At 42.1% G+C, this 15,244-nt stretch carries 9 protein-coding genes, 3 rRNA genes and 1 other annotated feature; of the genes, 10 read left to right on the plus strand and 2 right to left on the minus strand.

Annotation, left to right across the window (positions count from 1 at the left end; translation table 11 throughout):
• Positions 1 to 6 precede the first annotated feature (6 nt).
• Positions 7 to 1,209, minus strand: coding sequence for a PucR family transcriptional regulator (locus tag BQ5367_RS07175; protein WP_071441834.1), 1,203 nt, complete (start codon positions 1,207 to 1,209; stop codon positions 7 to 9).
• Between the two features lie 106 nt (positions 1,210 to 1,315).
• Here BQ5367_RS07175 and baiCD point away from each other — a divergent pair, with 106 nt between their 5' ends.
• The 6 genes from baiCD (at position 1,316) to BQ5367_RS07205 (ending at position 8,302) form a co-directional block, all read left to right on the plus strand.
• Positions 1,316 to 3,244, plus strand: coding sequence for a bile acid Fe-S flavoenzyme BaiCD (gene baiCD, locus BQ5367_RS07180; RefSeq protein ID WP_071441835.1), 1,929 nt, complete (start codon positions 1,316 to 1,318; stop codon positions 3,242 to 3,244).
• A gap of 259 nt (positions 3,245 to 3,503) precedes the next feature.
• Positions 3,504 to 4,577 (plus strand): undecaprenyldiphospho-muramoylpentapeptide beta-N-acetylglucosaminyltransferase, encoded by a 1,074-nt coding sequence (gene murG, locus BQ5367_RS07185; protein ID WP_071441836.1) that lies wholly within the window; start codon positions 3,504 to 3,506, stop codon positions 4,575 to 4,577.
• Between the two features lie 5 nt (positions 4,578 to 4,582).
• The gene (gene murB / locus BQ5367_RS07190) at positions 4,583 to 5,491 is read left to right on the plus strand and encodes a UDP-N-acetylmuramate dehydrogenase (RefSeq protein WP_071441837.1); all 909 of its coding nucleotides are present in this window, start codon (positions 4,583 to 4,585) and stop codon (positions 5,489 to 5,491) included.
• Positions 5,473 to 6,252, plus strand: a complete 780-nt coding sequence (locus BQ5367_RS07195; protein WP_071441838.1) for a cell division protein FtsQ/DivIB — start codon at positions 5,473 to 5,475, stop codon at positions 6,250 to 6,252. The genes murB and BQ5367_RS07195 overlap by 19 nt, the downstream gene beginning before the upstream one ends.
• A 54-nt stretch (positions 6,253 to 6,306) precedes the next feature.
• Positions 6,307 to 6,666, plus strand: a complete 360-nt coding sequence (locus BQ5367_RS07200; protein ID WP_071441839.1) for an Asp23/Gls24 family envelope stress response protein — start codon at positions 6,307 to 6,309, stop codon at positions 6,664 to 6,666.
• Positions 6,667 to 6,673: 7 nt separating this feature from the next.
• A complete protein-coding gene (locus BQ5367_RS07205; protein ID WP_071441840.1) occupies positions 6,674 to 8,302 on the plus strand; it encodes a DAK2 domain-containing protein in 1,629 nt (542 codons plus the stop codon).
• A 55-nt stretch (positions 8,303 to 8,357) separates the two neighbouring features.
• On the opposite strand, the gene trpS is transcribed toward BQ5367_RS07205, so the two are convergent.
• The gene (gene trpS / locus BQ5367_RS07210; protein ID WP_071441841.1) at positions 8,358 to 9,347 is read right to left on the minus strand and encodes a tryptophan--tRNA ligase; all 990 of its coding nucleotides are present in this window, start codon (positions 9,345 to 9,347) and stop codon (positions 8,358 to 8,360) included.
• A gap of 30 nt (positions 9,348 to 9,377) precedes the next feature.
• Positions 9,378 to 9,577: a binding site (T-box leader), on the minus strand.
• A 94-nt stretch (positions 9,578 to 9,671) separates the two neighbouring features.
• Between trpS and spx the strand changes: the two genes are divergently transcribed.
• From spx to rrf, 4 genes are all read left to right on the plus strand, one after another.
• Positions 9,672 to 10,109, plus strand: coding sequence for a transcriptional regulator Spx (gene spx / locus BQ5367_RS07215; protein WP_071441842.1), 438 nt, complete (start codon positions 9,672 to 9,674; stop codon positions 10,107 to 10,109).
• 282 nt (positions 10,110 to 10,391) lie between these two features.
• Positions 10,392 to 11,927 (plus strand): 16S ribosomal RNA (locus BQ5367_RS07220).
• Between the two features lie 229 nt (positions 11,928 to 12,156).
• Positions 12,157 to 15,048 (plus strand): 23S ribosomal RNA (locus tag BQ5367_RS07225).
• 53 nt (positions 15,049 to 15,101) lie between these two features.
• Positions 15,102 to 15,215: ribosomal RNA gene (gene rrf, locus BQ5367_RS07230) — 5S ribosomal RNA — on the plus strand.
• Together the 16S, 23S and 5S rRNA genes form the textbook arrangement of a ribosomal RNA operon.
• Positions 15,216 to 15,244: the final 29 nt, after the last annotated feature.

The following is a 15,244-nucleotide window of genomic DNA, read 5'->3' on the forward strand; positions in this document are numbered from 1 at the left end:
TTCATATTATTTTTCTTTTCTTGAAAGTAATCGATCAATTTTTATGCTTAATGCCAGTTTTAATCTTGTTTCATGATCATTTAGATCAATATCACAAATTTCTTCAATTTTTTTTAGACGATGAACGATCGTATTTCGGTGGGTATACATTTCTTTTGACATATTGGTTATATTGCCACAGCAAAGTAAAAACATATGAATTGTTTTTAAATATTCTGTTCCATATTTTTTATCATATTGCTGGAGCAATGATAAAGCAGAAGAACAATATTGTTTTAAATCACTGTATTCGGCTAATGTGTTCAACATATCATCAACCATGATATCTGGATAGTAAAAGATGGTTCGATGATCTACAAAATGTCCAACGCTAACGGCTCTTTTGGCTTGCTGGTAATAATCATAGATTTCCTGGATGTTTGAAAAAGCACTGCTAAAACCTGCTTTATAATTATGGGTTTCAAGAATAGAGGCATATCTTCTTATTAAAAAATCAAGTTTATTTGTTGATGTATTGATCAATACTGCTATTTCATTTCTTAAATCAACGGCAAAAGAATGGGGAGAGAGTTTTTTGAAATGTTGTTGAAGATAGAGGAGCTTTGATTCAGAGGTCATATTACAGGGAACAGAAACCATGAAAAATGATCCTTTTTCATAATCAAATAAGGTGCTTAAAAATTTATGAGAATAAATCTTTTTGTCTGTTAAGATTTGTCGCAGGACTTTTTTATAATCTTCTTCAATGATTGGTCTATTTGCTGAACGCTGTAATTCAACAGCAAAGGCATCGCATACCAGTTTAGTTAAATCGAATATATTTTCACTAAATTTCATTTTATGTTCCAAACAGACGATATATCCGAGGATTTTGCCCTCACAAGCTACTTTGCTAACGATTCGTCTCATCTGATGAGCCTGATACTGCGTCAGGATCGGTTCATTTCCAAACATGACTTGCTGCATGCTGTGTATGACTTCTTTTTCATCACTATATTCTTTTGAACGGGAATTGCCGGCTAAAAAATCATTCCAAATTTCATCTTCAATGTTTTCATCACTGCAGACCGCTAAAAGATTCATAGTTGCGTCCATTAGCATCAAAGGGTTACCTAAGATGCGTGAACCTTCTTCTACGATTTCTTTTAACGAATGGTGGTTGGCCAGTAAATTGAATAAGTTTTTAATATTATTAAGATCATCATTCATTTGTATAATCCTCCAATATCCTAGTAAATAATATTGTATAATATAACAACGATAATGAAAAGCATCTTTGTTAAAATATTAACATACAGATAAAGGAGGAACGATCATGTACGATCATTTATTTAGTGAGATTCAGATTCGTGGATTGAATCTGAAAAACCGAGTTGTTTTTCCTGCGATGGGATCAAGATTCTGCAGCGATGACGGATATCTTTCTGATCAGGGAATTGACTACTACACTGCACGAGCAAAAGGAGGATGCGGTTTAATTGTTACAGAGGCTGTAGCTGTATGGAAACCAGGAAGCGTCTTCCGTATGCTTCAGATCAGTGATGATAGTTATATTGCGCAATTAAAAAAGCTGACAGAGAGCATTCATGCTGCTGGCGGGAAAGCTTGTATTCAGTTATGGCAAGGTGGTTTGGCAGCAAGTCAAACACCAGGTTCAGTGATCGTTATGCCAAGTGATTTACCTTTAGGTGAAGGCAAAGTGCTTCCAGGGGCTAGTAAAGAGACGATTCATGAGATTGTAAAAGCTTTTGGAGAAGCCGCAAAACGTGCTGTTGAAGCTGGATTTGACTGTGTGGAGTTTCATGCAGCGCATAATTACTCTCCACATTCTTTCCTTTCGCCAGCTTTTAATCGTCGTGATGATGAATATGGCGGATCATTAGAAAATAGAGCCAGGTATTCAATTGAAAGTATTCGTGAGATCAGAAAAAACATTCCTGAGGATATGCCAATTTTTATGAGGGTCCCAGCTAAAGATGATGAATTGCCAGGGGGATTGAGTATCGAAGATGTCATTGAATTTTGTAAGATGGCAAAAGCGGCAGGAGTTGATGTTTTGGATGTTTCACGCGGAAATATAGTAACAAGTGCTATGCGCTATGAAGTACCACCGCTTGATATTCCAAGAGGATTTAATGTTGATAATGCCGCAACGATTCGCAAAGCAACAAAAATGCCAACAATAGCCGTAGGCCGTATCAATAATGCTGATTTAGCAGAATCGATCATAGCCGAAGATAAAGCAGATATGGTTGTAATGGGACGAGCCCAAATTGCCGATCCTAATTTCTGTAATAAAGCAAAAGCCGGCAATGTTGAGGATATCTTAAATTGTATTGGATGTAATCAGGGATGTTATGAAAATTGTCTGATCGGAGCGCCAATTACCTGTCTTAGAAATCCTTCAGTAGGAAAAGAAGCTGAATTTGCAGCCCTTAAAAAAGTATCTGATCCTAAAAAAGTACTTGTCATTGGTGGCGGAGTCGGCGGTATGGAAGCAGCAATGATGGCCCATACGTTAGGACATGATGTGACTCTTGCTGAGGCTAGTGATAAGCTGGGAGGTCAGTTCTTACTTGCTGGAAAAGCACCACGCAAGCAAGAAATTGAAGCTGCGACTATAAAACGTGAAAAGCAGCTGCAGCGAGCTGGAGTAAAAATTGAATACAATACAGTTGTAGATAAAACGTATTTAGAAAGCTTTGCTCCAGAAGTGGTTATAGCTGCTGTTGGTGCAAGCCCGCTCATTCCAGATATTGAGGGAGTGAAGGGTAATAATGTTTACAATTTTGTCGATGTGCTTAATGGTACAAAAACCGTTGAAGGTCATGTAGTAGTTGCTGGCGGCGGTCTTGTAGGATTGGAAGTAGCGGAATATATACGTGAAAAAGGCAACGAAGTTACCGTAATAGAAATGCAGGATAGTGTTGCGAAAGATGTAGGTGCAGGAAGAAAAACAGATATTTTGATTCATGTAGCGGCTTCAGGCATAAAAACGGTTACTGATTCAAAGTGTGTGAAGATTACTTCAAACAGTGTATGGGTTGACCAGAAAGGTGAAATAAAAGAAATCCCATGTGACAGTGTCGTACTTGCTGTAGGAAGCAAGTCAAATCCAACTTCCTGGATCGAAGAATATTGTCAAAAACATGCAGTAGAATACAAGGTAGTCGGTGATGCCGTGAATCCACGTCGAGCTATTCAAGCAATTCATGAAGGTGTAGAAGCTGTGATTAACATTTAAGCAAGGAGGATCAACTAAACTCTTAAAGTCAGAACGCTTTAAGAGTTTATTTTTTTGAATAGATATTTACAGGTCAATAAAAGAATGATTCATATTTTGATAATTATATAGAAAAAATTGAGTGATTAAAAAGAATATGAATAATAACAATTTTGAACTGATTAAAAAAGACAAATAAAGTAAACTGCAAAATTTATTTCTAGTATTTCTCATTCAAAAATGTGATGACACGTGCTATAATACACAAGAGGTGTATTTCATGAGGATTTTGATTGCAACAGGAGGTACAGGTGGACATATCTATCCTGCACTGGCTTTAGCAGATGCTGCGAGAAGCCGATATGAAGACTGCGAGATACTGTTTGTAGGAAATAAAAATCGGATGGAATCAAAAGAAATTCCCCAGCACGGTTATCGGTTTATCGGATTAGAAGCTAGTGGGTTGAGTGGTAATATCTTAAACAAGCTTAAAGCTCTTGGACAAATGAGCACTTCCTATGTTAAAGCTTTAAAAATCGTAAAAGATTTCAAACCGGATATTGCAATTGGTTTTGGAGGATATGTCAGTGCTCCGGTCATGATGGCTGCGCATACTAGAAAAGTGAAAACCATGCTTCATGAACAAAATTCTATCGTTGGTAAGGCAAATAAGTTATGTATGAAATTTGCAGATGCGATCGTTATCTGTTATGAAAAATGTTTTGATGAATGTGATCGAAGCAAGACAAGGCTTTTGGGAAATCCACGAGCAAGTATTGTGAAAAAACATCCTTTTGATCAGGAATATTATAACTCTTTGAATTTAGATCCTTCTAAGCCTCTGCTTTTAGTTGTGATGGGTTCATTAGGTTCTACTAGTGTTAATGAAGCTATGATACAGGCATTGCCGGAAATTGATTCAAAAAATCAAATTCTTTTCGTGTGTGGCAGAGGCAATTATGAAACGGTTAGCAAGGCAATGAAGCGTGATAATATCAAAGTTGTGGAATATGTCGATCAACTGGCAATTCTTGAAAAAGTTGATTGTATTATTTGCCGTGCTGGAGCTACAACAGCAGCGGAAATTACAGCGTTTGGAATTCCAAGTATCTTGATTCCATCACCGTATGTCGCAAATAACCATCAGTTTTACAATGCAAGTGTGCTGGTTGAGAAGAAATGTGCTTTCATGATTGAAGAAAAAGATCTAAATGCGAATACTTTATTCGAAAAAGTATCACGAATATTAAAAAATGAACGTTTAAAAAATGAAATGAAGAAGAATGCCCGAGCGGCTGGATTTCCTAATGCCAGTGATGATATGCTGGACTGGATCGAAGAATTGGTAAGGTGAAGAGAATGAATGAATGGATCAGCCATTTAAATGAATATTGTGATGTATTAGAAAATGAACCGTTGGCTTTGCATACAACCTATAAGGTAGGAGGCAAGGCACGCTATTTTGTTTATCCTAAAAATGAAATTGCTTTAATGCGTCTTTTAAAAGAGACAAAGGAAAACCAGATCAAAACAAAGATCATTGGTAAAGGAAGCAATTTATTGGTGAGTGATGATGATTATGATGGCATGGTGATTTGCTTAGACAGATACTTTAATGAAGTTATATTTGAAAAAAATAAGGTGAGTGTTTATGCCGGACAAAGTATTATCTATCTTGCTCATGAGGCGATGAAACGAGGTTTAAGCGGACTTGAATTTGCAAGTGGTATTCCGGGAACAGTTGGTGGTGCTTGCTTTATGAATGCGGGAGCCTATAAAAGTGAAATGAAAGATGTGGTTGAAGCTGTTTGGGTTCTTAAAGAAGGAAACTGTGTATGGATGAGTGTCGAAGAATGCGAATTTTCTTATCGAAACAGCATTTTCAAAAGAAATCCGGATTGGGTCATTCTTGCAGTTCGCTTCCATCTGACACCCAAAGATCCGCTTGAAATCAAGGAATTAATGGACAGTCGTCGTCAGCGTCGTATGGCATCTCAGCCATTGGATAAACCAAGTGCAGGCAGTGTGTTTAAAAATCCGGAAGATATGCCGGCATGGAAGTATATCGAAGAGAGCGGATTAAGAGGAAAGTGTATCAATGGTGCTAAGGTGAGTGAAAAGCATGCGAATTTTATTGTGAATGAGAGGGAAGCGAAAGCACAGGATATCTATGATCTGATAGAATTGATTCAAAAATCTGTCTATGAGAAATTTAATGTTTTTCTGAAAGCAGAAGTGGAGTGTTTTAATTGGAAGAGAAGATCTTAAGCATTGAGGAAAAACTGCTTCGGCAAGCTGAAAAAAAGCGCCGAAAAAAAAGAAAACGAAAACTGATACGTCTCGTTTTTCTTCTTAGTGCCCTGTGTCTTTTGATTTTATATCTATTTAGTGATATGTCAAAGGTAAAATCACTGACAGTGTTGAATAATATTTATTATTCAGATGAACAAATATTAGAAAAAGCACAGTTGGATTACCACTCTTCATATTGGCTGACCATACGCTTTTGGGTCAATCATCTTCTTGAACAAGATCCACTCATTAAAGATGCTTCTTTAAGTAAAGATCTTCAAGGTGGCTTTACGATTACAGTTGAAGAAGAAAAGATTATTGGTTATTTAAATAGTGATCCATCGCAAATTCTGATACAAGGCACTGGGATGCAGACTATTAATGATATCGAACTTCAAAATGTACCTCGACTTGGCGAGTTTACGGATGAACAGCTCCAAATGCTTGATGATGGTTTTGAGGATGTAGATACAGAGATTTTATCAATGGTAAGCGAAATCCTGCCACATTCGGAAAGCTATAATGCCAATATGGTCAGAATCGTCATGAATGATGGCAATCGGATTACAACGAGTTACAAGGGTATTTATTTATTAAATAGCTATAAGAAGATTTTACCTCAGCTTGAAGGAACACATGTTTGCCTTTTTATGGATGAATACAGTGGAAATATTATTAAGCAAAATACAGATTGTATCAATACTTCAAGCGAAGAAAATCCACAAAATAGCGAGTAAACTTTGCCTTTACATGATAAATGGTTTATAATAATATAAAATGGAGGAATTTGTATGTCTATTTCAAAGAGTACGCAATATGGAAATATTAATATTGCGATAGAAGCGATTGCATCACTGGCAGGTGGAGTCGTTACAGAGTGTTATGGTGTAGTTGGGATGGCTAGCCAGAAAGTATTTCAGGATGGATTAGCTGAGATTTTGAAAAAAGAAAACTATTCAAGAGGTGTTATCGTGCATGAAAACGAAGGACATCTTGATTTGGATCTATATATTATTGTAAGTCATGGCGTAAAGATCAGCGAAGTTGTTCATGAAGTACAGAAAAAAGTAAAATATGTTTTAGAAAAATCGCTTGAACTGGAATTCGGCAATATCAATATTTACGTTCAAGGCGTTAAGATGATGAAATAGGTGGATTATGGAAAAGATAGATGCGTTAACATTTAAGAGAATGATTGAAAATGGCGCCATCCATTTAGGCAATCATTATACAGATATCGATGCTTTGAATGTATTCCCGGTACCTGATGGTGATACTGGAACGAATATGTCGATGACATTTTCAGCTGGTGTTAAAGATGCTCTGGCTTGCGGGTCAGATCGTGTAGACGAAATTGCGAAAAGGCTTTCTAAAGGACTTTTGATGGGTGCCAGAGGAAATTCAGGTGTCATTTTGTCACAGATTTTCAGAGGTGTTTATCAGAGCTTTGATGGAAAGAAGGATATTAATGGCTTAGAATTGGCTGAAGCTTTCGTCAATGGGTCTCGAGTTGCTTATAAAGCAGTTATGCGTCCAGTAGAAGGTACGATTTTAACGGTGATCCGTGAATCAGCGGACTATACTTTAGCGTTTGCAACAGGTAAGGAAGATGTAACACCATTAGAAGTGCTGGAATATTTAGTGAAAGAAGCCGATGAATCATTAAAGAGAACTCCGGAACTTTTACCAGTGCTTAAAGAAGTAGGCGTTGTTGATAGTGGCGGAGCGGGTCTTCTATTGGTACTACAAGGTTTTGCGATGGCTTTAAGAGGCGAATTTCTGGAAAGAAGTGAAGCCAGTGCAGTTGAAGGTGCTCAAAGTGCAGTAGAAAGTGAAGAATTTGGTTATTGTACTGAGTTTATCATTCAATTGAGCGACCAAGGTATGAAGACGTTCAAAGAAGATGCATTAAAAGAATCGTTATCAAGAATTGGTAATTCATTAGTAGTTGTTCAGGATGATGATATTGTTAAGGTGCATGTTCATACATTGACACCGGGAGATGCTTTAAATCTTGGACAGCGCTATGGTGAATTCTTAAAGCTGAAAATTGAAAATATGTCTGTTCAGCATGAAAACATCATGGTTAACGCAAAGGAAGAATTTAAGGATCATCCAGAAAAGGAATATGCGATCATTACTGTTGCTGCTGGAGAAGGTTTAACGGAAGTCTTTAAAGAGCTTAGAGCTGATGTAGTGATCAGCGGCGGTCAGACGATGAACCCTTCTACTGAAGATTTTGTGGAAGCCATTAATTCATGTAATGCACGTCATATCTTTGTATTGCCAAATAATTCTAATATTGTATTGGCGGCTCAGCAGGCCGAAAGCATCTGTGATGCGGATCAGGTTGAGGTGATCGTTTTACCAACGAAGTCAATTCCACAGGGTTATGCAGCTCTCATTAATTTCAATCCGGAAGTAGATGCACAGACAAATCGTGAAAATATGATGGCAGCAGTAGAACATGTGAAAACAGGTCAGGTAACTTTCGCAATCAAAGATACTACTTATGAGGGACTTGAAATTAGAGAAAATGAATATATGGGTATCAAGGAAAAAGATATCATTGTATCGCTTCCTGATAAAACAGCTAGTACCCGTTATTTGCTTTCAAATATGATTGATGAAGATAGTGAACTGGTAACACTGTTTACAGGCGAAGATGTTAGTGAAGAAGAATGCAGTGAAATCGAAGAATATTTGGAAGAACATTATCCAGATGTGGAAGTAGAAGTGATTGATGGCGGACAGCCAGTGTATTCTTTTATTATCAGTGTAGAATAAGGAGCGAATGTTCGCTCCTTTCTTTTGTTTAAAAAAAATCACCTTTATGAGGTGATTAATTGAAAATCTGGAAGCCTAATTTCTTTTTTACTTTTCTTACTTTTTTAAAGGCTACGGCTTGTGCTTGTTCCTTGCCGTTTGCAAGTACTTTTTCACAGATGCCACTCGCTAAAATATCACGATATTTGGCTTGCAGTTCAGTTAAGAAATTTTCAACAGTAGCTCCAATTTCCTTTTTTAATTCGCCATACCCTTTGCCTTGATAGCGTTCTACGATAGAATCGATAGCTTCACCACTTAAAGCAGATTGGATTGTAAGCAGATTGGCGAGGCCTGGCTGATTTTCTGGATCATATTGGATGATGCCAACTGAATCAGTGACAGCTGACATGATTTTTTTTCTAGCAAGCTTTGGATCATCCAAAAGATAGATGGTGCTCTTATCATCATTTTCAGACTTGCTCATTTTCTTTGTAGGCTCTGTTAGTGAATAGATCTTGGCACCTACTTTCGTTACAAGTGGTTCAGGAACAACAAAGGTTTCACCATAGCGATTGTTGAAGCGGATAGCTATATCTCTTGTTAATTCAACATGCTGTTTCTGATCGATTCCTACTGGCACATAGTCAGCGTCATAAAGTAAGATATCAGCTGCCATTAAGCAAGGATAAGTAAATAAACCTGCTGTTAGATTCTGTTCGCCTTTAGCTACCTTATCTTTATATTGGGTCATGCGCTGTAATTCTCCCATATATGAATGACAAGTTAACATCCAGCCAAGCTCAGCATGTTCATGAATATCGCTTTGAAGAAATAAAGTTACTTTTTCTGGATCAAGGCCAGAGGCCAAATATAGGGCAATCAAATCTTTGGTATTTTTTCTTAATTCTTTTGGATCGTTAGGCACAGTTATGGCGTGCAAGTTAGCGATGAAAATAAACATTTCATATTCATCCTGATATTTAATAAATTCTCGAATTGCGCCAATGTAGTTTCCTAAGGTTAGCTTACCTGTTGGTTTGATGCCACTCAACATTCTTTTCATAAAATTCCTCCCTAAATAAAAAACGCCCCATACTGGGACGTAAAAATACGCGGTACCACCCGATTTGCTCATATAAGAGCCACTCTAAGATAACGGATTTACCGTTTGCTAACTTGTGCCAGCAAATGCTCCAAAACCCCAATTTCAGATATTTCTTTGTATTCCTCTCACCTAACGGAATATCTCTGAATGTCCCAAAATATCTTACTTCGTTTTTTCATAGCTTTATTAATATGATACACGTTTTTTTTTGAAAAAACAAGTGAGAAAAACGATTGAAATTATTTTATTATCATATATAATTAAAATAAAGGAGGGATGTGCTTGATTATTTTATATACATCTCCGGGCTGTGCTTCTTGTAGGAAGGCCAAACAATGGCTCAAGGATAATGACTTAAAGTTCGTTGAGAAAAACATATTTACTACATTGCTGAAAGAGGATGAAATCAAATATCTTTTGTCGAGAACTGAAAATGGAACAGAGGACATCATTTCTACACGTTCAAAAGTTTTTCAGGAAATGGATGTGAATCTAGATGATATGGGATTAAATGAATTAGTTCAATTTATTCGTGAAAATCCTAGTATTATGAAAAGACCTATTATATTGAATGAAACTAATTTGGTCGTAGGTTATGATGATGATGAAATTACATCATTTATTCCAAGTGAAGTAAGAAAGGCGGCAAGAAAAGCATGCAGTCCTAATTGTGCAAATTATGATGTCTGCGGCTATGTAAGAAAAGAGGATGAAAACTAAAAAAGCAGTGTAGACTGCTTTTTATATATATAATATATATTAAAATATATTAAAATATAAATTGTAAATAAAACAATTCTACCGATTAACTCCATTCGTAAATATTAAATGAAAAAAAACAAAAAAAGTAAAAAAAATATTGACAGAGGGAGGGGGAGGTGGTATTATATACAAGCACTCGCAAGAGAGCGCACGGTCTTTGAAAACTGAACAAGAAACGTCAATTTCGAAAGAAACAGAAAAAGGAAACAGCGAACGCAAGTTCGTTCATAAAGAGTCAATCAAATGGAGAGTTTGATCCTGGCTCAGGATGAACGCTGGCGGCATGCCTAATACATGCAAGTCGAACGCCTGAAGGACAGAGCCTGCTCTGTGCGGAAGGAGTGGCGAACGGGTGAGTAACACGTAGACAACCTGCCTGTGAGACCGGGATAACGGATGGAAACGTCTGCTAATACCGGATAGGTAGAGAGGAGGCATCTTCTTTCTATTAAAGTCGGGACACGACGCTGACAGATGGATCTGCGGTGCATTAGCTAGTTGGCGGGGCAACGGCCCACCAAGGCGATGATGCATAGCCGGCCTGAGAGGGTGGACGGCCACATTGGGACTGAGACACGGCCCAAACTCCTACGGGAGGCAGCAGTAGGGAATTTTCGGCAATGGGGGGAACCCTGACCGAGCAATGCCGCGTGAGTGAAGACGGCCTTCGGGTTGTAAAGCTCTGTTGCAGGGGAAGAACGGCATGAAGAGGGAATGCTTCATGAGTGACGGTACCCTGCCAGAAAGCCACGGCTAACTACGTGCCAGCAGCCGCGGTAATACGTAGGTGGCAAGCGTTATCCGGAATTATTGGGCGTAAAGGGTGCGTAGGCGGCGGATTAAGTCCGGAGTAAAATTGTGGGGCTCAACCCCATCGAGCTTTGGAAACTGGTCGGCTGGAGTGCAGGAGAGGCAGATGGAATTCCATGTGTAGCGGTAAAATGCGTAGATATATGGAGGAACACCAGTGGCGAAGGCGGTCTGCTGGCCTGCAACTGACGCTGAAGCACGAAAGCGTGGGGAGCAAATAGGATTAGATACCCTAGTAGTCCACGCCGTAAACGATGAGAACTAAGTGTTGGGGAGACTCAGTGCTGCAGTTAACGCAATAAGTTCTCCGCCTGGGGAGTATGCACGCAAGTGTGAAACTCAAAGGAATTGACGGGGGCCCGCACAAGCGGTGGAGTATGTGGTTTAATTCGACGCAACGCGAAGAACCTTACCAGGCCTTGACATGGGGATAAAGGCCCTGGAGACAGGGAGATAGGTATATCCCGCACAGGTGGTGCATGGTTGTCGTCAGCTCGTGTCGTGAGATGTTGGGTTAAGTCCCGCAACGAGCGCAACCCTTGTCTTCAGTTACCAGTATTAAGTTAGGGACTCTGGAGAGACTGCCGGTGACAAACCGGAGGAAGGTGGGGATGACGTCAAATCATCATGCCCCTTATGGCCTGGGCTACACACGTACTACAATGGCGGCTACAAAGAGCTGCGAGCAGGCGACTGCAAGCGAATCTCGGAAAGGCCGTCTCAGTTCGGATTGAAGTCTGCAACTCGACTTCATGAAGTCGGAATCGCTAGTAATCGCGGATCAGCATGCCGCGGTGAATACGTTCTCGGGCCTTGTACACACCGCCCGTCAAACCATGGGAGTTGATAATACCCGAAGCCGGTGGTCCAACCGCAAGGAGGAAGCCGTCGAAGGTAGGATCGATGACTGGGGTTAAGTCGTAACAAGGTATCCCTACGGGAACGTGGGGATGGATCACCTCCTTTCTAAGGAGAAAGCACGGAGAAGTTTCTTGTTCAGTTTTGAGAGAGCGAAGCTCTTTCAGGAAGTCGTTCTTTGAAAACCGAATAACAGAAGATAGATATAGAAAACATGATCTTTCTGAAATAGTTGGAGATGAAAATCGAGAACAGTTAGAAAACAGTAACTCAAGAAACCAAAGGAAATTGGTAAGCGGCAAGGAGAAAACCTTGGAAAAAAACGAAGACTTAAGGTGATTAAGTTAATAAGGGCGTACGGTGAATGCCTGGCCACTGGCAGCTGAGGAAGGACGCATCAAACGGCGAAACGCCACGGGGAGCGGTAAGAGCGCAAGGATCCGTGGATATCCGAATGGGGGAACCCGGCAGCGGCAATGCGCTGCCATCCGCGGGTGAATACATAGCCCGCGAGAGAGCAACCCGGGGAATTGAAACATCTTAGTACCCGGAGGAAAAGAAAATAAGAATGATTCCGCAAGTAGCGGCGAGCGAACACGGAGGAGGCCAAACCAGAGGAAGCTCTGGGGTTGTAGGACTTCAGATAAGAGACGGCGAAGACTAGCAGAACGGCATTGAAAGGCCGGCCACAGGAGGTGCAAGCCCCGTAAGCGAAAGTCGGAGCGCTCGAGAAGGATCCTGAGTACGGCGGGGCACGAGGAACCCAGCCGGAATCCGCCGGGACCATCCGGCAAGCCTAAATACTCGCCAGTGAGCGATAGAGAACCAGTACCGTGAGGGAAAGGTGAAAAGAACCCCGGGAGGGGAGTGAAAGAGAACCTGAAACCGTATGCTTACAAGAAGTCAGAGCCCGTTGAGGGGTGATGGCGTGCCTTTTGTAGAATGAACCGGCGAGTTACCGTAGCGTGCGAGGTTAAGCAGGAGATGCGGAGCCGAAGCGAAAGCGAGTCTGAAGAGGGCGCAAGTACGGTGCGGTAGACCCGAAACCAGGTGATCTAGCCATGATCAGGTTGAAGTTGAGGTGATACTCAATGGAGGACCGAACCGACCCCCGTTGAAAAGTTGGCGGATGAATTGTGGCTAGGGGAGAAATTCCAATCGAACCTGGATATAGCTGGTTCTCCCCGAAATAGCTTTAGGGCTAGCGTCGGAGAAGAGATGCGCGGAGGTAGAGCACTGAATGCATGATGGCCCCATCCCGGGGTACTGAATGCAATCAAACTCCGAATGCCGTGCATTATATCCGGCAGTCAGACTGTGGGTGATAAGGTCCATGGTCGAAAGGGAAACAGCCCAGACCGCCAGCTAAGGTCCCAAAATATATGCTAAGTGGAAAAGGATGTGGGGATGCACAGACAACTAGGAGGTTGGCTCAGAAGCAGCCACCCTTCAAAGAGTGCGTAACAGCTCACTAGTCGAGTGACCCTGCGCCGAAAATGTACCGGGGCTAAGCATATTACCGAAGCTGCGGATTTACTGGAGACAGTAAGAGGTAGGGGAGCGTTCCATGGGAGCGGAAGCCGTACCGGAAGGAGCGGTGGATCGCATGGAAGTGAGAATGCCGGTGTGAGTAGCGAGATGCAGGTGGGAATCCTGCACACCGATAGCCTAAGGGTTCCAGGGGAAGGTTCGTCCGCCCTGGGTAAGTCGGGACCTAAGACGAGGCTGAAGAGCGTAGTCGATGGACAACAGGTAGATATTCCTGTACCCGCGTAGGAATGAAGGAGTGACGGAGAAGGTTAGTCTGCCCCGCTTAACGGATTGCGGGACAAGCATAGGAGCAGGCGCACAGGCAAATCCGTGCGTCAATGCAGAGATGTGATGTGGAGCGAACGCTTCGGCAAGTAGCGAAGGGGATGATACCGGCTTCCAAGAAAAGCTTCTAGTGTTAATCCTGCAGCGGCCCGTACCAAAACCGACACAGGTGGGCAAGGCGAGAAGCCTGAGGTGAGCGAGAGAACTGTTGCCAAGGAACTCGGCAAAATGACCCCGTACGTTCGCAAGAAGGGGAGCTCAGAAGAGCCGCAGTGAAGAGGCCCAAGCGACTGTTTAACTAAAACACAGCTCTCTGCAAAGTCGCAAGACGAAGTATAGGGGGTGACTCCTGCCCGGTGCCGGAAGGTTAAGAGGATGTGTCAGCGGAAGCGAAGCACTGAATTGAAGCCCCGGTGAACGGCGGCCGTAACTATAACGGTCCTAAGGTAGCGAAATTCCTTGTCAGGTAAGTTCTGACCCGCACGAAAGGAGTAACGATTTGGGCGCTGTCTCGGCAGCAGACTCGGTGAAATCTTAGTCCCGGTGAAGATGCCGGGTACCCGCAACTAGACGGAAAGACCCCATGGAGCTTTACTGCAGCCTGATATTGAGCTTTGATCACATATGTACAGGATAGGTGGGAGACAAAGAGACCTGCACGCCAGTGCAGGAGGAGTCGCTGTTGGGATACCACTCTTGTGTGATTGGAGTTCTAACCTGCTTCCGTGAACCGGGAGAGGGAGAGTGTCAGGCGGGCAGTTTGACTGGGGCGGTCGCCTCCCAAAGAGTAACGGAGGCGCCCAAAGGTACCCTCAGATTGGTTGGAAATCAATCGGCGAGCGCAAATGCAGAAGGGTGCTTGACTGCGAGAGCGACAACTCGAGCAGGGACGAAAGTCGGGATTAGTGATCCGGCGGTGCCGAATGGAAGGGCCGTCGCTCAACGGATAAAAGCTACCCTGGGGATAACAGGCTGATCTCGCCCAAGAGTTCACATCGACGGCGAGGTTTGGCACCTCGATGTCGGCTCATCGCATCCTGGAGCTGAATTCGGTTCCAAGGGTTGGGCTGTCCGCCCATTAAAGCGGTACGCGAGCTGGGTTCAGAACGTCGTGAGACAGTTCGGTCCCTATCTGTTGTGGGCGCAGGAAATTTGAGGAGAGCTGTCCTTAGTACGAGAGGACCGGGATGGACCTTCCGCTGGTGCACCAGTTGTATCGCCAGATGCACAGCTGGGTAGCTAAGAAGGGAACGGATAAGCGCTGAAGGCATCTAAGCACGAAGCCGCCTCCAAGATGAGATTTCCCATACGCAAGTAGTAAGACCCCTGAAAGACGATCAGGTAGATAGGTCAGGGATGGAAGCATAGCGATATGCGGAGTTGACTGATACTAATAGGTCGAGGACTTAATCACAGAAGGAAGATCAAATCAGCTGTTATTCGGTTTTGAGGGAACGACCTCAGAGATCTGGTGGCGACAGCCAAGTGGACACACCTGTACCCATCCCGAACACAGAAGTTAAGCACTTGCACGGTGACAATAGCCGGGCCTGCCCCTGTGAAGATAACTCGCTGCCAGATGATCGGCTCACTCTTGTGAGTCTTTTTTT

The organism is Traorella massiliensis (assembly GCF_900104665.1).
Classification (GTDB): domain Bacteria; phylum Bacillota_I; class Bacilli_A; order Erysipelotrichales; family Erysipelotrichaceae; genus Traorella; species Traorella massiliensis.